The 18,816-nt window shown below is 68.7% G+C and carries 18 protein-coding genes; 11 read left to right on the top strand and 7 right to left on the bottom strand.

Annotation, left to right across the window (positions count from 1 at the left end; translation table 11 throughout):
- Positions 1–47: 47 nt before the first annotated feature.
- Positions 48–1,781: an ABC transporter ATP-binding protein gene (locus ACEWX3_RS08955; protein ID WP_374159219.1), complete on the top strand. Its 1,734-nt coding sequence runs from the start codon at positions 48–50 to the stop codon at positions 1,779–1,781.
- On the top strand, positions 1,778–3,682 hold the full coding sequence (locus ACEWX3_RS08950; RefSeq protein ID WP_374159218.1) for an ABC transporter ATP-binding protein: 1,905 nt from the start codon (positions 1,778–1,780) through the stop codon (positions 3,680–3,682). The genes ACEWX3_RS08955 and ACEWX3_RS08950 overlap by 4 nt, the downstream gene beginning before the upstream one ends.
- A 235-nt stretch (positions 3,683–3,917) precedes the next feature.
- On the opposite strand, the gene ACEWX3_RS08945 is transcribed toward ACEWX3_RS08950, so the two are convergent.
- Together ACEWX3_RS08945 and ACEWX3_RS08940 are read right to left on the bottom strand one after the other, a co-directional pair.
- Positions 3,918–4,958, bottom strand: a complete 1,041-nt coding sequence (locus ACEWX3_RS08945) for a putative zinc-binding metallopeptidase (RefSeq protein ID WP_374159217.1) — start codon at positions 4,956–4,958, stop codon at positions 3,918–3,920.
- A 306-nt stretch (positions 4,959–5,264) separates the two neighbouring features.
- Complete coding sequence (locus tag ACEWX3_RS08940; protein WP_207066904.1) at positions 5,265–5,834, bottom strand: hypothetical protein; 570 nt, start codon at positions 5,832–5,834, stop codon at positions 5,265–5,267.
- Between the two features lie 144 nt (positions 5,835–5,978).
- Between ACEWX3_RS08940 and ACEWX3_RS08935 the strand changes: the two genes are divergently transcribed.
- Entirely contained in the window at positions 5,979–6,878 is a 900-nt protein-coding gene (locus ACEWX3_RS08935) for an AIM24 family protein (protein ID WP_207066905.1), read from the top strand.
- Here the strand turns inward: ACEWX3_RS08935 and dtd are convergent, their stop codons facing one another.
- Positions 6,879–7,310, bottom strand: a complete 432-nt coding sequence (gene dtd, locus ACEWX3_RS08930) for a D-aminoacyl-tRNA deacylase (RefSeq protein WP_207066906.1) — start codon at positions 7,308–7,310, stop codon at positions 6,879–6,881.
- Positions 7,311–7,427: 117 nt separating this feature from the next.
- On the opposite strand from dtd, the gene ACEWX3_RS08925 reads away from it, so the two are divergent.
- The gene (locus ACEWX3_RS08925) at positions 7,428–7,634 is read left to right on the top strand and encodes a heavy-metal-associated domain-containing protein (protein WP_207066907.1); all 207 of its coding nucleotides are present in this window, start codon (positions 7,428–7,430) and stop codon (positions 7,632–7,634) included.
- 8 nt (positions 7,635–7,642) lie between these two features.
- Complete coding sequence (locus ACEWX3_RS08920) at positions 7,643–9,856, top strand: heavy metal translocating P-type ATPase (protein ID WP_374159216.1); 2,214 nt, start codon at positions 7,643–7,645, stop codon at positions 9,854–9,856.
- Here ACEWX3_RS08920 and ACEWX3_RS08915 read toward each other — a convergent pair.
- A complete protein-coding gene (locus tag ACEWX3_RS08915) occupies positions 9,848–10,969 on the bottom strand; it encodes an adenylate/guanylate cyclase domain-containing protein (RefSeq protein WP_374159215.1) in 1,122 nt (373 codons plus the stop codon). The genes ACEWX3_RS08920 and ACEWX3_RS08915 overlap by 9 nt on opposite strands.
- 35 nt (positions 10,970–11,004) lie before the next feature.
- Between ACEWX3_RS08915 and ACEWX3_RS08910 the strand changes: the two genes are divergently transcribed.
- Genes ACEWX3_RS08910 through ACEWX3_RS08900 form a run of 3 tightly spaced genes read left to right on the top strand, consistent with a single transcriptional unit; the run spans position 11,005 to position 12,422 of the window.
- Positions 11,005–11,496: a DNA-deoxyinosine glycosylase gene (locus tag ACEWX3_RS08910; protein WP_374159214.1), complete on the top strand. Its 492-nt coding sequence runs from the start codon at positions 11,005–11,007 to the stop codon at positions 11,494–11,496.
- A 17-nt stretch (positions 11,497–11,513) separates the two neighbouring features.
- Complete coding sequence (locus tag ACEWX3_RS08905) at positions 11,514–11,951, top strand: HIT family protein (protein WP_221363137.1); 438 nt, start codon at positions 11,514–11,516, stop codon at positions 11,949–11,951.
- 3 nt (positions 11,952–11,954) lie between these two features.
- The gene (locus tag ACEWX3_RS08900) at positions 11,955–12,422 is read left to right on the top strand and encodes a nitroreductase family deazaflavin-dependent oxidoreductase (RefSeq protein WP_207066911.1); all 468 of its coding nucleotides are present in this window, start codon (positions 11,955–11,957) and stop codon (positions 12,420–12,422) included.
- On the opposite strand, the gene ACEWX3_RS08895 is transcribed toward ACEWX3_RS08900, so the two are convergent.
- Positions 12,419–13,468: an LLM class flavin-dependent oxidoreductase gene (locus ACEWX3_RS08895; protein WP_374159213.1), complete on the bottom strand. Its 1,050-nt coding sequence runs from the start codon at positions 13,466–13,468 to the stop codon at positions 12,419–12,421. The two genes, ACEWX3_RS08900 and ACEWX3_RS08895, sit on opposite strands and share 4 nt — an antisense overlap.
- Positions 13,469–13,537: 69 nt before the next feature.
- Positions 13,538–14,419, bottom strand: coding sequence for a uracil-DNA glycosylase (locus tag ACEWX3_RS08890; RefSeq protein ID WP_374159212.1), 882 nt, complete (start codon positions 14,417–14,419; stop codon positions 13,538–13,540).
- 148 nt (positions 14,420–14,567) lie between these two features.
- Between ACEWX3_RS08890 and ACEWX3_RS08885 the strand changes: the two genes are divergently transcribed.
- Complete coding sequence (locus tag ACEWX3_RS08885) at positions 14,568–15,248, top strand: sensor domain-containing protein (RefSeq protein WP_207066914.1); 681 nt, start codon at positions 14,568–14,570, stop codon at positions 15,246–15,248.
- A 495-nt stretch (positions 15,249–15,743) separates the two neighbouring features.
- Complete coding sequence (locus ACEWX3_RS08880; RefSeq protein WP_207066915.1) at positions 15,744–17,018, top strand: MFS transporter; 1,275 nt, start codon at positions 15,744–15,746, stop codon at positions 17,016–17,018.
- On the opposite strand, the gene ACEWX3_RS08875 is transcribed toward ACEWX3_RS08880, so the two are convergent.
- A complete protein-coding gene (locus ACEWX3_RS08875) occupies positions 16,993–17,337 on the bottom strand; it encodes a hypothetical protein (protein WP_374159211.1) in 345 nt (114 codons plus the stop codon). The genes ACEWX3_RS08880 and ACEWX3_RS08875 overlap by 26 nt on opposite strands.
- A gap of 69 nt (positions 17,338–17,406) precedes the next feature.
- Here ACEWX3_RS08875 and ACEWX3_RS08870 point away from each other — a divergent pair, with 69 nt between their 5' ends.
- A complete protein-coding gene (locus ACEWX3_RS08870; RefSeq protein WP_374159210.1) occupies positions 17,407–18,768 on the top strand; it encodes an FAD-binding oxidoreductase in 1,362 nt (453 codons plus the stop codon).
- Positions 18,769–18,816: the final 48 nt, after the last annotated feature.

The following is an 18,816-nucleotide window of genomic DNA, read 5'->3' as shown; positions in this document are numbered from 1 at the left end:
GGCAGCCGAACAGGTTCGCGGCGGTGACCGTGTGCGACAGTAGCGGGATGCTCTGGGCCCTGCTGCGACGACACGTCCAGCCCTACCGCGGGCTGCTCGCCACGGTGGCGACGCTGCAGGTCATCAGCACGCTGGCGACGCTGTATCTGCCGACGATCAACGCCGCGATCATCGACGACGGAGTGGCTCAAGGCGATCTGCGCCGCATCGTGGAGCTCGGCGCGCTGATGCTCGGGGTGACCGCGTTGCAGGTGGTGTGCGCCGTCGGCGCGGTGTACTTCGGCTCCCGCGCGGCCATGGGGGTGGGCCGGGATCTGCGCTCCGCGGTTTTTCGGCATGTCACCGGCTTCTCAGCGGAGGAGACGGCGCGATTCGGTGCCCCGTCACTGTTGACCAGGACCACCAACGACGCGCAGCAGATTCAACTGCTCGTGCAGTTGACCTGCACCATGCTCATCACGGCGCCGATCATGGGTATCGGCGGCATTGCGATGGCCGTGCACCAGAATGCCGGGCTGTCCTGGCTGCTGGTGGTGAGCGTGCCCGTGCTGGCGCTGACGAACTACTGGATCGTGTCGCACCTGCTGCCGATCTTCCGTCGCCTGCAACGCCAGATCGACGGCATCAACCGGGTGATGCGCGAACAACTCACCGGTCTGCGGGTGGTGCGGGCGTTCGCACGAGAACCGTTCGAGCGCAACCGCTTCGCCGAGGCCAACCAGGACCTTGCCGGCACAGCGCTGGAAGCGGGACGCTGGCAGGCATTGATGTTGCCGGTCACGACGCTGGTGATCAACGTCTCCAGCGTGGCGCTGATCTGGTTCGGCGGGTTGCGCATCGATGCCGGCGAGATGCAGGTCGGTTCACTGATCGCGTTCCTGGCCTACTTCATGCAGATCCTGATGGCGGTGCTGATGGCCACGTTCATCCTGGTGATCATTCCGCGCGCGTCGGTGTGCGCCGAACGCATCACCGAGGTGCTCGACACCCACCCCGCGGTGGCCAGCCCGGCCGAGCCGGTCACGCTGTCGCACATCGCCGGGGAGGTCGTGTTCGACGACGCCACCTTCCGTTACGAGGGCGCCGACCGGCCGGTGCTGCAGCGGGTTTCGCTGACAGCGCGGCCCGGTGAGACCACCGCCGTCGTCGGCTCCACGGGGTCGGGGAAGTCGACGCTGATCGCGATGATCTGCCGGCTCTACGACGTCACCTCGGGCTCGGTCCGCGTCGACGGAGTCGACGTCCGCGAGATCGACCTGGACCAGTTGTGGCATTCGGTCGGCCTGGTGCCGCAGCGCGGGTATCTGTTCGCCGGGACGGTCGCCGACAATCTGCTGTTCGGCAAGGCCGATGCGACCGAGGACGAGATGTGGGCGGCGTTGCGGGTCGCCGCCGCTGAGGAGTTCGTCGCCGCCCACCCGGACGGGCTGCACATGCGGATCGCGCAGGGCGGGATGAGTCTGTCCGGCGGGCAGCGTCAGCGCCTGGCGATCGCGCGGGCGGTGATCCGACGTCCGGCGATCTACCTGTTCGACGACGCGTTCTCCGCCCTGGACGTCCACACCGACGCGCGGGTGCGCGCCGCGCTGGCCGACGCGGCCGCCGGTGCCACCGTCATCATTGTGTCGCAGCGCATCTCGACGGTCTCCTCGGCGGATCAAATCGTCGTCGTCGACAATGGATCGGTGGTGGGCTCCGGTACCCACGATGAGCTGTTGGCCGGTTGCGCGGCCTACCGCGAGCTGGCCGACTCGCAGTCGGTGTCGGCGGGCGAACGATGAGCGGTCCGATGGCTCGTCCGATGCGGATGAACGAACCGCCGCAGGTCCGCTCCCGCGACTTCAAGGGTTCGGCGTTGCGACTGCTCAGACGCCTGACCCCGCAACGCGGTCTGACCGTCGCGGTGATCCTGCTCGGCGTCGGCGGTATCGCGGTGAGCGTGATCGGTCCTCGTATCCTCGGGCATGCCACCGACCTGCTGTTCAACGGGGTGATCGGCCGCCAGCTGCCCTCGGGTCTGACGAAGGAGCAGGCGATCGAGGCGGCGCGGGCACGCGGCGATTCGACGTTCGCCGACCTGCTCTCCGGCATGAACGTGGTGCCCGGCCAGGGGGTGGACTTCGGTGCCGTCGCCCGGACGTTGGCGTTGGCGTTGGCGTTGTATGTGGTTGCCGCTCTGATGGTCTGGCTGCAGGCGCGGCTGTTGAACGTGGTCGTGCAGCGCACCATCGCCCGGTTGCGCGCCGACGTCGAGGACAAGGTGCACCGCCTGCCGCTGCGCTATTTCGACACCCGCCAGCGCGGGGAGGTGCTCAGCCGGGTCACCAACGACGTGGACAACATGCAGCAGTCCCTGTCGATGTCGATCACCCAACTGCTGACCTCGGTGCTGACGGTGTTCGGGGTGCTGGTGATGATGCTGACCATCTCGCCGTTGTTGACGCTGCTGACGGTGGTCACCGTGCCGCTGTCGCTGTGGGTGACCCGCTCGATCGCGCGACGGTCGCGCACGCTGTTCGTCGACCAGTGGACCAACACCGGCAGGCTCAACGCCCACATCGAGGAGACCTACAGCGGTTTCACCGTGGTGAAGACCTACGGGCACCGCGCGGGCGCGATCGAGCAGTTCGACGAACTCAACGACGACGTCTACCGGGCCAGCTTCGGGGCGCAGTTCCTCTCGGGTCTGGTGTCCCCGGCGACAGTGTTCGTCGGCAACATCAGCTACGTGGCGGTCGCCGTCGTCGGCGGTGTGCAGGTGGCCACCGGCCAGATCACGCTGGGCGGCATCCAGGCGTTCATCCAGTATGTGCGGCAGTTCAATCAGCCGCTGACCCAGATCGCGGGCATGTACAACACGTTGCAGTCGGGCATCGCCAGCGCCGAGCGGGTCTTCGATCTGCTCGACGCCGAGGAGGAGCCGGCCGATCCCCCCGCGACGCTGCCGGCGGTGGGTGCGTCACGGCGCGGTCGCGTCGAGTTCGACGAGGTGTCCTTCGGCTACCTGCCCGGCGCCCCGGTCCTCGAGCACCTGTCACTGGTGGCCGAGCCGGGCTCCACCGTCGCGATCGTCGGCCCCACCGGGGCGGGCAAGACCACGCTGGTGAACCTGCTCATGCGGTTCTACGACGTCGACGCCGGCCGCATCCTGATCGACAACGTGGACATCACCTCGGTCAGCCGCAGCTCCCTGCGCTCACAGATCGGCATGGTGCTGCAGGACGCCTGGCTGTTCGCCGGCTCGGTGTACGACAACATCGCCTACGGCCGCCCCGACGCCCGATACGACGAAGTCGTGGACGCAGCGAAGGCGGCGTATGTGGACCGGTTCGTGCACACGCTGCCCGACGGTTACGACACCCAGGTCAGCGATGGTGGGGCGAACATCAGTGTCGGCGAACGTCAGCTCATCACCATCGCCCGCGCGGTGCTGGCCCAGCCGCAGCTGCTGATCCTCGACGAGGCGACCAGCTCGGTGGACACCCGCACCGAGGTGCTCATCCAGCACGCGATGGCGCAGTTGCGGCGGGACCGGACCAGTTTCATCATCGCCCATCGGCTCTCGACCATCCGCGACGCCGACCTGATTCTGGTGATGGAGTCGGGGCGGATCGTCGAACGCGGCACCCATGCCGAGTTGCTGGCGCAGCGGGGAGAGTATTGGAGGATGACACAGCGGTGAACCGCTAATTCGGGCCCAGCGGTGAACCGCTGATCAGGCCCAGCGGTGAACCGCCGGCCGTATGGCCGATCAAGCAGTCTGCTCAATTCCATTCCGCGCCATGGGACTGGCGCGGAACGGGCAGTGTCGTGGAGTCCTGACAGCTCCGCCGACAGGCCCTGAGCCACGACGTTGGCCCGCTTCTGGCTTCGACGAGCGAAGCCATGGACCGTCCGGAACACGAATTACATTGCGCTCAGGAGTTATCGCATGTCGCGGTAACGGGCTGCGTTTCGGTGAACACGACGGCATCGTCGATGACGGTGTGAACGAAGCGCATCTTTTCCAGGACCGGCGGTGGCAGCACGAAAGGGTACAGGTCCGCGCGCCCCATGGAACGATTGATCATGTTCAGCGACCACGCCAGGGGCAGCCACATCCCGATGAGCGTATCGAAACGGTTGGGGCCCAGGTGAAGCAGATCGAATGCCGCGGCGGCCGGGGCCAGGCCGAATGACGCCGCGGTATCCAACGTATCCCGGATGTGCAGGTAGTGCGCGAACGTCTCTGCCCAGTCTTCGGCGGGATGCATCGACGCATAGGAGGACACGTGATGTGTCGACCAGTCAGGCGACGGGCCGGTTCCATAGTGGCGGTCGAGCGCCTCCTGGTAGTCGTCAGCAGGGTCACCGAAGAGGGCGACGAATTCGGAACGGCGTGCGACCCAGCCGCCGACCAGGCGGTGAAAGTACGCGTGCCCAGTCTCATGTCGAAAGTGGCCGAGCAGCGTCCGGTACGGCTCGTCCAGGGCGACACGCAACTCCTCGCGGCGCACGTCGTCGCTTTCGGCCAGGTCCAGGGTGACGACCCCGTCCTCGTGACCGGTGACGACCTTTTCTCCGGTGCTCGACAAGAGGTCGAACGCCAACCCGAACCGCGGGTCCTGCGTGCGGTCAACGATAGGCAGCCTGAGCTCGATCAGCTCCGCGACCAGCCGGCGTTTGGCGGTCTCGGCCACGGCGAATCTGGCCATCCCAGCGACGTCGGAATCGTGGGGCCGGGTCCGTGTCAGCCGGCATGACGCGCACAGTCCGCCGCCGTCGGCGGCCCCCCGAGAGTCGAGCAACCAGTTGCATTGCGCAATCGCCGAATTCGCACACAAGGAAGAACCTTGCTCATCGACCAGGACCATCGTCGCCTTCTCGGAGGAATATCCGAGCCTGCTTCCGCACGAGAGGCACAGAGAATTCTCGAAGGTGAGGTGTTGGCCGCATTTTGGGCAGGTGAAGTCGCGCATGCGCAGAGTCCATTCGGTTTCGAAGCTGACGCAGGAGAGCAGGCATCGACGCCAACTGCTAACGACGTATCAGAACGTCGACAAACGAGAAGTGGGAGACATCGCGGGCACGCCGGGTAGAAGTGCTGCCTCGCGGCGAATCATGTCGAGAACGATGACGGTTCTGGATCGGCTTACCAGAAACCCTTCCTGGTCATCGTATCAGGTCGGCAGGCCGCCACGGCCATTTGCCCGACTGCTCCCCCGTGGCGATCGCGACGAGCCTGTGCGGTTTCGTCGCGTCTCAGTCCGACAGATGCGCGCGACTCAGACCGAGGGCCCCTGGGCGCGCAGGTCGTCCACCTCACGCATCGCGGCGCGCAGCTTGCCCAGCCATTCGTCGGCGTGCTCGCCGACCAGGCGCACCGACCATGCCAATGCGTCCGATCGTGAGCGCGCCACGCCGGCGTCGACGAGGGTGTCGAGCACTTGGCGTTCGGGCTGGCGTAACCGGGTCATCACCGGCACGGCCATGTGGGTGAACAGGATTCGTTCGGGCTCTCCGCTACCCACATCGACGCCCCAGGCGACCTTGCGCCGGTATCGGGCCTCAGCCTCATCGGCGATCTGCATGCGCTCGGCGCGGGTCTGCTCCCGGAACCGGGCGGCCCGCCCGGAGGCGTGGGCTTCCGTCTCGCCGGCGTCGCCGTCGACCTCGGGAAGGCGCCCGATGACGGTGATCTCCTCCCGGTCGACGGTCACCTCCGGGTCGCCGGTGAACCAGTGTTCGGGCATACGACCGGCGAACCAGTCAGCGGCGTCGCTTGCGTCCGGCTGGTCGGCCTGCTGCCAGCCGCCGGCGCGGCCTGCTCTGCGGTGGGGGGAATGATGTTTCATGATTACATACTTACATCGTTGCAGCGCAGGTGCGGAGCGGTTCGCCACCAGCGAAACAGCGGTCAGCGCCGCCCTCAAGGGGTGCCTGCAGCCGTCCCCCACCGCATAGGGTGGCAATCGGCCAGACACGTCAAGGAGGCGGCGGTGACAGGACCCGGACAAGGCAGTTGGCAGCCCGACCCGGAGGGTCGATTCGATTACCGGTGGTTCGACGGTCAGCGGTGGACCGACCAGGTCTCCCACCAGGGTCAGGTGCACCAGGCTCCGCTCGGCCCGCCGCCGGCCCAGCAACAGGGGTCTGCGCGCCACGCCCAGCCGGAGCACGGCCAGCAGCCCAGCGACCAGGCTCAGGCCGTGCCCGGCGGCGACGGCTTCGCCGGTATCTCCGGCGACCTCGTCGACGGGCGGTTCAGCGAGAAAGAGGCCAAGCCGATCGCGAACCAGAACGCCAAGCTGCTGCGCGTTCGCCTCGGTGAGCCGTTCATGGCCAGGCAGGGCTCGATGGTGGCCTACCAGGGCAACGTCGACTTCGCCTTCGAGGGCGGAGGGGCCTCGAAGTTCCTGAAGAAGGCACTGACCGGCGAGGGTCTACCCCTGATGCGGTGCTCGGGGCAGGGCGATGTGTTCTTGGCCGAGTTCGGCTACGACGTGCACATGCTGAACCTGACCAACTCCGGCCTGTCGATCAGCGGCAAGAACGTGCTGGCCTTCTCGGCCAACCTGGACTGGAACATCGAGCGGGTCAAAGGTGGCAGCATCGCCACCGGCGGATTGTTCAACACCACGTTGCGCGGCACCGGGTGGGTGGCCATCACCACCGACGGCCCGCCAGTGGTGCTCAACACCGCCGAGGCGCCCACCTACGCCGACACCAACGCGGTGGTCGCGTGGTCGGCGAACCTGCAGACGCAACTGAAGACCAGCTTCAAAGCGGGTGCGCTCATCGGCCGCGGCTCCGGAGAGGCGCTGCAGGTCGCCTTCCACGGCAACGGGTTCGTCATCGTGCAGCCCTCCGAAGGCTTCCCGGTCACCGCGGCCCAGTAGTCACAGTTCCAGCAGGACGGTCACGGGGCCGTCATTGACGAGCTCGACCTGCATGTCCGCGCCGAACACGCCCGTCTGCACCTGTGCGCCCAGCGCGCTCAGCGCGTCGGCGAAGGTCTGCACCAACGGCTCGGCGACCGCGCCCGGCGCGGCCGCGTTCCACGTGGGCCGGCGCCCCTTGGCGGTGTTGGCGTAGAGCGTGAACTGGCTGACCACCAGGATCGGCGCCGCGGTGTCACTCGCCGACTTCTCGTCGGCGAGAATCCTGAGTTGCCAGAGCTTTTCCGCGAGTCGGCGGGCCTTGTCGGCGTCGTCGGTATGGGTCACGCCTACCAGCGCCAGCAGACCCTGCCCGTCGGGGTGGATCTCCCCGACCACGTCACCGGAGACGGAAACACGCGCCGACGTGACGCGCTGTACGAGGATCCGCATGCCGTGATGCTGTCACGCCCGGAGCGGGGCGCCGACGGGGACGTTTCCTAAGTACCCTAGGGGGGTATGGTACACAGGACGTCAGCGACGCTGCAGTCTACGACCGAGAGGACCGCCATGAGCACCACGACCATCACCGTGACCGGCATGAGCTGCGATGCCTGCGCATCGGCCGTGCGGGCCGAACTCACCAGCATCCCCGGCGTCGTCGACGTCGACATCGACCTGTCCGACGGGAAGGTCACCATCGGCAGTGACTCCCCCGTCGACGACGCCACCCTCCGCGACGCCGTCGAAGAAGCCGGCTACGAGCTGGCGAACTGAGCGACGCCATGAGCACCGTTGAACTGTCGATCGGCGGCATGACCTGTGCGTCGTGCGCTTCCCGCATCGAGAAGAAGCTCAACAGGCTCGACGGTGTCAGCGCCTCGGTCAACTTCGCCACCGAGAAGGCCCGGGTCGAACTCGGCGACCACGTCACCGCGCGGGACCTCGTCGCCACCGTCGAGGCCGCCGGCTACCGGGCCACCCTCCCCGAGGCCGAGGCCGACGACCAGCCGCAGGCCGAGGATGCGTCGGCGGCGCTGCGCCGGCGCCTGTTGATCTGCCTTGCGCTGTCGGTACCCGTGATCGCCATGGCGATGGTGCCGGCGCTGCAGTTCCCGAACTGGCAATGGTTGTCGCTGACGCTGGCCGCCCCGGTGGTCGTGTGGGGTGCCTGGCCGTTCCACGTCGCGGCGTGGACGAATCTGAGGCACCGGGCAGCGACGATGGACACGCTGATCTCCCTAGGCACCCTGGCCGCCTTCGGGTGGTCGCTCTACGCACTGTTCTGGGGCACGGCGGGGCACACCGGGATGACCCATGCCTTCGAGTTCACCGTCGAACACACCGACGGCAGCGCCAACATCTACCTGGAGGTCGCCGCCGGGGTGACGACGTTCATCCTCGCGGGCCGCTACTTCGAGGCACGGGCCAAACGCCGCGCCGGGGACGCGTTACGCGCCCTGCTGCAGATGGGCGCCAAAACCGTCTCGGTGCGCAGGCCCGACGGCGAACAGCGCATACCCATCGAATTGCTCAGCACCGGTGACGAATTCGTGGTCCGGCCCGGCGAGAAGGTGGCCGCCGACGGCGTCGTCGTCGAAGGCTCTTCGACGGTGGACACGTCGATGCTGACCGGGGAATCGGTCCCGGTGGAGGTGTCGGTCGGCGACCAGGTGGTGGGCGCGACAGTCAACGTGGACGGCGTCCTGGTGGTCCGAGCCGAGCGGGTGGGCTCCGAAACGCAACTGGCGCAGATGGCCCGGCTGGTCGAGCAGGCGCAGAACGGCAAGGCCCCGGCCCAACGGCTCGCCGACCGGATCTCGGGTGTCTTCGTGCCGGTCGTCATCGCTCTCGCGGTGGCCACTCTGGGGTTCTGGATCGTCTCGGGCGCCGCCGTGTCGACGGCGTTCACCGCGGCCGTCGCGGTGCTGATCATCGCGTGCCCCTGCGCGCTCGGGCTCGCCACCCCGACCGCGTTGATGGTCGGAACCGGGCGCGGCGCGCAGTTGGGCATCGTCATCAAGGGGCCCGAGATCCTGGAGTCGACGCGGCGGGTGGACACCGTGGTCGTCGACAAGACCGGGACCGTCACCACCGGCACCATGACGCTGGCCGGCGTCACCGCCGCCGACGGCGAAAGCCGCGACGAGGTGCTGCGGGTCGCCGGGGCGCTGGAGAGTTCGTCGGAACATCCCATCGCCCGGGCCATCACCGCCGGCGCCCGCACCGAGCTCGGAGAACTGCCCACAGCACAAGGCTTTTCGAACCTGCGCGGAATGGGTGTCGAAGGCGTCCTCGACGGCCGCGCCGTCCTGGTGGGTCGTCTACGACTACTCACCGAGCGCGCCTACGACATCCCCGAACAGCTGGCCGACGCGGCGCAGCGCGCCGAGCGGGACGGGCGAACAGTCGTCGCCGTCGGCTGGGACGGCCAGGCTCGCGGTCTTGTGATGGTGGCCGATGCCGTCAAAGAGACCTCTGCGGAGGCGGTGTCGCTGCTGAAAAGACTTGGCCTGACACCGATCATGGTGACCGGTGACAACGAGGCGGTCGCGCGGAGGGTGGCCCGACAGGTCGGCATCGATGAGGTGGTGGCCGGCGTGCTGCCGCAGGACAAGGTCGACACGGTCGTCCGGCTGCAGCACGAGGGCAGGGTGGTCGCCATGGTCGGAGACGGGGTCAACGACGCGGCGGCGCTGGCGCAGGCCGACCTCGGCCTGGCGATGGGCGGCGGGACCGACGTCGCCATCGAGGCCAGCGACCTGACGTTGGTCAGCGACGACCTGCGCGCGGTGCCCGACGCCATCCGGCTGTCCCGAAGGACGTTGAGCACCATCAAGGGCAACCTGTTCTGGGCGTTCGCCTACAACGTCGCCGCGCTGCCGTTGGCGGCGGCGGGACTGCTGAATCCGATGATCGCCGGCGCGGCCATGGCGTTCAGCTCGGTGTTCGTGGTCAGCAACAGCCTGCGCCTGCGGACGTTCAGCCCGTCACGCTGAGCCGGCCCGGCGCGCCCGGAACAGCTTCACATCCGACTTGATGCCCTTGAGATGCCTGGCCCCGGCGAACGACCAGGTGAAGCGGTCGTCGTCGCCGATCGCCTCGCGGGCCGGTTCGGCCACCAGCACCGAGCCCGGTCGGGCGGCACCGGTCACCCGGGCCGCGAGGTTGACGGGGCTGCCGAACCAGTCCCCTTCCCGGCTCACCGCCATGCCGCTGGCCACCCCGGCCCGCAGGCTGGGAAAGTCGTCGTCGCCGTTGGTCACCTCGACCAGCTGCAGCACGGCGTCGAGCAGCGCAGCGGGCTCCGGGCTGACCATCATCACCTCATCGCCGATGGTCTTGACGAATCGGACCGGCGCGGTCGCCACCTCCCGCGTCAGGTCGGCCAGGCGTTGCGCAAGGCGCTCCAGATCCTCCGGCGGCACCTTCTCGCCCAGCCGGGTGAACCCGACCAGATCCGCGAACCCGATCGTCACCTGCCGGGCACCTGGCAGGTGCTGACCCTCGGCGCGTTCGACGGCGTTGACGGCCTCCGTCTCGATGGCATGCCGCAGCTGCAGCTGCAGCATGTCCTGGATCATCGGTCCGAGCAGCGGCGCCAGGTTGGTCACCAAAGCCGCCGACGCCTGGGCGATCTCCAATTCCGTGGCCCCGGGCCGGATCACCGCGGCCAGCGTGGCGTACCGCATCGCCTCGGCCGCCCTGGCCAGACCGTCACCGAGCAGCCGGGTGATCTGGACCAGTTCGTCGGGGTCGATCCCGGCGTCGAGGAAGTCGCGGGTGAACTTCGCCGCCTCCGCGTCGGCGCGCAGGAACACCGCGGCATCGGGGTCGTCGACCCGCGGCAGACCCATGGCGCGCTGGATCCGGACGAACAACTCGACGTCCACGTTAAATTTCTCGGCGGCCTGGCGGGCCGAGACGTATTCGCCGTCGTCACCGATGATCCGCCGGGAAGCGAGCAGCATCGGCGCCGAATTGCCGCGGATCTGGTCGAGGGCCACCCCCTGGTCGAGGAGCCAGCTGATCAGCTCGGCGCGCTCGACGCGCGCCTGCCCGTCCAGCCCGTCGAGCAGCCCGGACGCCTCGAGATCCCCATGGTCGGTCACGTGCCCAACCTACGTGGGTGCGCTACACAGGAGCGATGGCCTCACCGATCCTGAACAGCTTCGCCCCGCTGGTCGCCACCGGGGCGCGGGACCTGATCCTGGGCAACATGCCCGGTGTGCGGTCGCTGCAGGACCAGCAGTACTACGCGCACCCCCGCAACGCGTTCTGGGCGATCACCGCCGAGCTGTACGGCTTCGACGCGGCCGCACCGTATCCCGAGCGGGTCGACGCACTCACCGGCGCCGGGGTCGCGGTGTGGGACGTGCTGCGATCCTGCCGCCGGGTCGGCAGCCTGGACACCTCCGTGGAACCGGACAGCATGACGGCCAACGACTTCGGCCGGTTCTTCGCCGGCCACCCCACCATCACCCGGATCTGCTTCAACGGCGCTGCCGCGGAGAAGAACTACCGGCGCCTCGTCGCACTCCCCCACCCACCCGGCCAGCGACTCCCGTCGACCAGCCCGGCGCACACCGCGGCGTTTTCGGCCAAGCTCGCCGCCTGGCGAGCGGCGCTCACCGGATGACCGGCTACGGTGGCGGAATGTCCTGCGTGTTCTGCGCCATCGTCGCCGGCGACGCCCCAGCCGTCCGGATCTGGGAGGACGACGAGCACCTCGCCATCCTCGACATCAGGCCGTTCACGCAGGGACACACGCTGGTGATCCCCAAGCGCCACACCGTCGACCTGACCGACACCCCGCCGCACACCGTGGCGACCATGACCACCATCGGGCAACGCATCGCCAAGGCCGCGCGCGCATCCGGGCTGCACGCCGACGGCAACAACATCGCCATCAACGATGGTAAAGCCGCTTTTCAGAGTGTGTTCCACATTCATCTGCACGTGGTTCCGCGCCGCGACGGTGACAAACTGAAGTTCGCCAAAGGCATGCTGGTGCGCCGTGACCCCGACCGGGAACAGACCGGCCGACTGCTGCGCGAGGCCCTGGCGCGGATCGACGCCGACGAGAAGGAGTGACCCTTGAACATCACGCGCTGGCTCGAACAGAACATCGGCGTCCGGATGCTGATGCTGCATGACACGCTCTACAAGAAGAGCAACGGCCGCATCGGGCACCGCATCCCGCTGCCCGGCGTGCCGCCCAGCCTGCTGCTGCACACCGTCGGCGCCAAGACCGGCAAGCAGCGCACCAACACGCTGTCGTACTTCCCCGATCGAGGCGACTACCTCGTCGTCGCCTCCAAGGGCGGCGACCCCAAGGCCCCGGGCTGGTATCACAACCTCAAGGCCCACCCGGACATCGAGGTCAACATCGGTCCGCAGCGGGTCCCCGTCACCGCCAAGCCGGTACTGCCCGACGATCCCGACTACGCGCGCATGTGGGACAAGGTCAACGAACAGAACTCCAACCGCTACAACGGTTATCAGAAGCGCACGACGCGGCCGATCCCCATTGTGCGGTTGACACCCCGATCGAGCGGGTCTTAGAAGAGCTCCTTGGCCAGCAGCTCCAGCGTCGTCTCCCGCGCCGGGGCGGTGTCCGGGTCGGTGCCACGGAACGCGGCCGCCACCGGGTTGACCATCACCTCGTCCACCCCGAACCGCTCGGCCAGCGCCCGCAGTTGATCGGCGGCCTCGGCCGGCGCGCCGACGACGGCCTGGCGCCGACCCGCGTCGACCACCGCCAATTCGCGCGGACTGAGCTGCCGGGCCTCGGCGTCCTCGACCAGGTTCAGCGGGCCCAGCGGCTGCCCGGTGCGCAGCCGCGCCATCATCTGCAGGTTCGGCAGCAGCAACCGCTCCGCCTCCGCGGCGGTGTCGGCGACGGCGGCATTGACCGTCAGGAACGTCAGCGGTTCGGCCGCCAGGTCACTGGGGCGGAATTCGTCTCGGTAGGTCTGCAAGGCCTCCTCGGTGCCCTGGCCGGAGAAGTGGTGGGCGAACACGTAGGGCAGGCCCTTGGCCGCGGCGAGATGCGCCGAGTACATGGACGAGCCGAGCAGCCACAGCTTGGGTTCGGTGACCGCCGCGGGGGTGGCCTTGAGGATGTAGTTCTCCCGCATCAGGTCCCGGGGCAGAGGCACCCGCACCCCGGCGCTGCTCATCAGCGCCACCACGTCGTCGAGGTAGGACGGGAACGCCTCGATGTCACGGTCGTCACGGCCCGCAGCACCGCGCAGCGCCATCGACGTCACCGGATCTGAGCCCGGTGCGCGCCCGATGCCCAGATCGATGCGCCCGGGATGGGCGGCTTCGAGCAGCGCGAACTGTTCCGCCACCGCCAGCGGCGCGTGATTGGGCAGCATCACCCCGCCCGAACCGAGCCGCATCGTCGAGGTGTGGGCGGCCAGGTGGGCGATCAGCACCGGCGGGCTCGTCGCGGCCACCGCGGGCATGTTGTGGTGTTCGGCCAGCCAGTACCGCGTGTAACCGAGCTGGTCGGCGGTCTGGGCCAGCAGCGTCGTCGCAGCCACCGCATCCGAGGTGCTCTGGTCGGTGCGGACGGGGACGAGATCGAGAACGGAGAGACGCATTACTCGGTCAACGCCACGCGGCCGCACCCGTGTTCCCGGTGAATCGGGCGCGCAATGCGACACTGAGCGTCACTGTGCGCGCCCGATCCGCAGAGCAGTGGCGAAGATGTCGTCCATCATCGCCGGAGTCAACCGCCCGGTGAAGGTGTTCTGCTGGCTGGGATGGAAACAACCCAGCAAGGACAGCTCGCGCACCTCGCGACCGGAGCGTCCGGGCACCGTCACCGTCGTCAGTGCGCCGTGCCCGAACCGCGGCACGGGTGTGGGCACCACACCGCCGGCCCGACGGATCAGCGCCAGCGCCGACTGCCAGGCGAAGCCGCCGAGCGCGACGATCACCTGCGCCGACGCGCCGGTCAGCCGCCACTCGGCATCCAGCCAGGGCGCACACGTCGCCCGCTCGGCGGGCTCGGGCGCGTTGGCCGGAGGGGCGCATCGCACCGCAGCCACCACCCGAACGTCATTGAGTGTCAAGCCATCTGCGCTGTCGGCAGCGGTCGGCTGATTGGCCAGACCACTGCGATACAGCGAAGCGAACAGGAAGTCACCGGAGCGGTCCCCGGTGAAGACCCGGCCGGTGCGGTTGGCGCCGTGTGCCGCGGGCGCCAGGCCGAGCACCCACACCGACGGACGCACCGAACCGAGTCCGGTCGCCGGACGGCCCCAGTACGGTTCGTCGGCGTAGGCCTTGCGCTTACCGACCGCGACGTCCTCACGCCAGGTCACCAGCCGTGGGCACGCCCGACAGACCGATACCCGCGCATCGAGCTGGGCGACGGTTCTGGTGGATGCGGCCAGCTCAGCCACCTCGGCGGGCTCGGCAGCGACGGCCGTACGCGCGGTCGCCGGGTCCCCCGGCCAGCCCGAGCCGGGCCGTACCGGGGAGGTGAACAGCCGGCCGGTGCGGGGATGGGGCAACGCGGCTCCGGCGGTATCCGAGGAGCGACCCATCATTTGTTACCAAGAAGCACCGTTCATCGTTACCACGAAACGCCGTGGTCCTCGGCGTCGGGGCGAGACCGTTGGCGCACCATTGATCTCCAGGCTTTTCGTTGTTCCGGCGGGGGCGCCGGGCGATCAGGCTGATTGGGGAACACACATGCGACTGTCGACCGCCGCGATCGCGGGCCTCTGCCTTCTCGTCGCCGGCTGTGGCAACACGATCAGTAGCGCCGACACGGTGACACCGACGCGAACGACGATCCCACGTCCCCTCGTCGAGCGGGAGCTGGGCGGACTGCTGCTGCCACCGGAGCAGGTAGCCGCCGTGATGGGTACACCTGCGATGACAGTGACCGAGTCGAATGACGCGATGACCGACCACAGCGCGATCATGTCGCCGCCGGAATGTCTGGCGATCGACGGCGCCGCCGAAGCGCAGGTTTACGCAGACAGCGGATTTCGCGCCGAACGAGACGAGAGCCTCAACGACGGAGACGACTTCGCCCACTACGCGAAGCAGGCAGTCGTGCTGTTCCCGTATCTGGAGAAGGCCGCCGAGTTCTTCGACGTCTCCGCCGAGCGGTGGCCCGCCTGCCAGAACTACACCCACACCCAGAGTGGATCGCAGTGGACCGTCACCCACATGGCCAACGCCGACGGCGCGCTGACAGCGAACGCCGTCTACACCGAGGCCGCGGCTCCGGGATGGGCCTGCGGGCGGGCGTTGATGCAGCGCAACAACATCATCATCGACGTCAACACCTGCAGCGCCAATCCCGGTGATACGGCCCGCAGACTGGCCGATCAGATCGCCGCCAACGTCGACGCGGCCTGGTAGCGCTCTCGGCGGCGGTCGCGGCGGGCCATGGCGGTCACCGCGCTGGCCGTCGCGGTCACCGCGGCTGCCGGCCGAGGCGGCCGCGGCCAGCCGCGCCGCGCCGAGCGTGAATCCTCTGCGAAATCCAGGCCGCTTTTTCGCACGGAGCTCACACTCGGCGAGCCCCCGGGTACTGGCGAGCCCTCGCAGCTGGCGGCCGGCCGGAGGTTCAAGCTGGCGGCCGTAGGTCCGGGCCGCCGGCCGGAGGTTCAAGCTGGCGGCCGTAGGTCCGGGCCGCCGGCCGGAGGTTCAAGCTGGCGGCCGTAGGTAAAAGCCGCCGGCCGTAGGTAAAAGCTGGCAGCCCCAAGCCGGCAGCCGTAGGCCGGGCTGGCGGCGCCACCGGAAAGCAGGCGGCGGCGGGGCGCGACCCCGACGACGCCGCCAAGCACCGGCGGAGCCGCATGAAAACCGGTGGTGGCGGCGCCCGCTGCGCTGCTAGATTCCCGTCGATACGCCATGACCCCACGCGATGCGCCGTTGAGCAGGCGCGGTCCTCTGCTGCTGATCCTGTTCGCCGCGCTGATGGCGGGCACGGGCAACGGCATCTCGATCGTGGTGTTCCCGTGGTTGGTGCTGCAGCGCACCGGCTCGGCCCTGGACGCGTCGATCGTGGCGATGGCCGGGACGTTGCCGCTGCTGGCCGCGACGCTGATCGCCGGCGCGGCGGTCGACTATCTGGGCCGGCGGCGGGTGTCGATGATCTCGGACGCGCTGTCGGCGCTGTCGGTGGTCGCCGTGCCGGTGCTCGCGTTGCTGTTCGGCGCCGACGTCGTCAACGTGGCGGTGCTGGCCGTGCTGGCCGCCCTGGGCGCGTTGTTCGATCCGGCGGGCATGACCGCGCGCGAAACGATGCTGCCCGAAGCCGCCGCGCGGGCCGGCTGGTCCCTGGACCGGGCCAACAGCTACTTCGAGGCGGTGTTCAACCTGGCCTACATCGTCGGGCCGGGGATCGGCGGCCTGCTGATCGCGACGCTGGGCGGCATCAACACGATGTGGGTGACGGCGGGCACGTTCGTGCTGTCCATCGCGGCGATCTCGGTGCTGCGCTTGGAGGGTGCGGGCATTCCGGATCGCTCGGCGCTGACGGGCAGTGTGTGGGCCGGCATCCTCGAAGGGTTGCGCTTCGTGTGGCACAACCGGGTGCTGCGCACGCTGGCGGTCGTGGATCTGGTGGCCACCGGGCTCTACATGCCGATGGAAAGCGTGCTGTTCCCCAAGTACTTCACCGACCGTGACGAGCCCGCCCAGCTCGGCTGGGTGTTGATGGCGCTGAGCATCGGCGGTCTGGTGGGCGCGCTCGGGTACGCGGTGATGGCGAAGCTCATGAAGCGCCGCACCGTCATGTTGATCGCGGTGATCACCCTGGGCGCGGCGATGACGGTCATCGCGTTCCTGCCGCCGCTGCCGGTGATCCTGGTGCTGTGTGCGCTGGTCGGATTCGTCTACGGTCCGATCGCGCCGATCTACAACTACGTAATGCAAACTCGTGCACCCGCGCACCTGCGGGGACGCGTTGTCGGCGTGATGGGGTCACTGGCCTACGCCGCGGGCCCGCTGGGACTGATCCTGGCCGGGCCATTGGCCGATGGGGCCGGGCTGCACGTGACGTTTCTGGCGCTGTCGCTGCCGATGCTGGCGTTGGGGGTGGTCGCGGTGTTCCTGCCTGCGCTGCGCGACCTCGACACCCAACCGGCCGCGCCGGACGCTACAGCGGGCTCAGGTATTCCCTGAGGAATCCGCCGACCGCCCGCAGCCAGCGCCGGCCGGTCGGCTCGCCGAACCGCTCGACCAGATCGAGGTCGGCGATCACGTAACCGTCGGTCGCGCGGTACCACAGACCGACCAGGCACAGCTCGAGGGCGGCCATGGTGGTGACGGGCCCGGGCGCGATCGCATCCAGGCGCTCGTCGGCGACGAACGCCGGATACGCCGTGCCGGCGCTGTCGGCCGCGGCCCGCACATGGATCTCGAGCGCGGTGCCCGACAGATGCGCTGCGTGGCGCTTCCGTTTCAATGACTTCACCTGGGCGAAGACGACGCTGTCCCGCATGCGCCAAACCCTAGCCGTAACACCCCTGTAACACCGAATCGTCGCGCTCGGCTCTCTAGACTGGCGGCTGTGTCCGTGTTGCAGGAATTGATCGCCGCGCTACCCGACGGCACGGTCGTCACCGATCCGGACATTCTCGAGTCCTACCGGCACGACCGCGCCGCTGATCCGTCGGCGGGAACACCGATGGCGGTGGTCCGTCCGCGGCGGACCGACGAGGTGCAGGCCGTGCTGCGCTGGGCCAGCGCCCATCGCGTCGCGGTGGTCCCCCGCGGCATGGGCACCGGCCTGTCCGGCGGTGCGACCGCGCTCGACGGCGGCATCGTGCTGTCCACCGAGAAGATGCGGGACATCTCCGTCGACCCGGTCACGCGCACCGCGGTGGTGCAACCCGGCTTGCTCAATGCCGAGGTGAAGAAGACGGTGGCCGAGTACGGCCTGTGGTACCCGCCGGACCCGTCGTCGTTCGAAATCTGCAGCATCGGCGGCAACATCGCCACCAACGCCGGCGGGCTGTGCTGCGTCAAGTACGGGGTCACCACCGATTACGTGCTCGGGCTTCAGGTGGTGCTGGCCGACGGCACCGCGGTGCGTCTGGGCGGGCCACGGTTGAAGGACGTGGCCGGGCTGTCGCTGACCAAGCTGTTCGTCGGCAGCGAAGGCACTCTGGGGGTGGTCACCGAGGTCACGCTCAAACTGCTGCCCGCCCAACAGTCGGCCTGCACGGTGGTGGCCACGTTCGACTCGGTGGAGGCTGCGGCCAACGCGGTCGTCGCGATCACCGGCCGGATCCGGCCCTCGATGCTGGAGTTCATGGATTCGGTCGCGATCAACGCAGTCGAGGACAAGCTCCGCATGGGGCTGGATCGCCACGCGGCCGCGATGATGGTCGCCGCGAGCGACGATCGCGGGCCCGCCGGCGCCGAGGACGCCGCGTTCATGGCCGCGACGTTCACCGAACACGGTGCGACCGAGACGTTTTCGACCTCTGATCCGGATGAGGGCGAGGCCTTCGTGGCCGCGCGCCGGTTCGCGATCCCCGCTGTGGAGGCCAAGGGGTCGTTGCTGCTCGAAGATGTCGGGGTGCCGCTTCCGGCGCTGGCTGAACTGGTCAGCGGGGTGGCCAAGATCGCCGCCAACCACGACCTGGTGATCTCGGTGATCGCGCACGCCGGGGACGGCAACACGCACCCGCTGATCGTCTACGACCCCGCCGACGCCGCCATGGAGCAGCGCGCGCAGCTCGCATTCGGCGAGATCATGGATGTCGCGGTCGGACTGGGCGGCACCATCACCGGCGAACACGGGGTCGGGCGGCTCAAGCGCCCCTGGCTGGCGGGTCAGCTGGGCCCGGAGGCGATGGAGCTGAATCGGCGGATCAAGCAGGCACTCGACCCGGAGGGCATCCTGAACCCGGGCGCCGCAATCTGAGTCCCCCGCCCGGTTGGCGGCGATCTGGTCACCGCTATTGACACACAT

This window comes from Mycobacterium sp. G7A2, from assembly GCF_041902445.1.
Lineage (GTDB): Bacteria > Actinomycetota > Actinomycetes > Mycobacteriales > Mycobacteriaceae > Mycobacterium.
The sequence above is the reverse complement of the archived record's forward strand: the minus strand, read 5'-3'. Positions and strand labels throughout refer to the sequence as shown.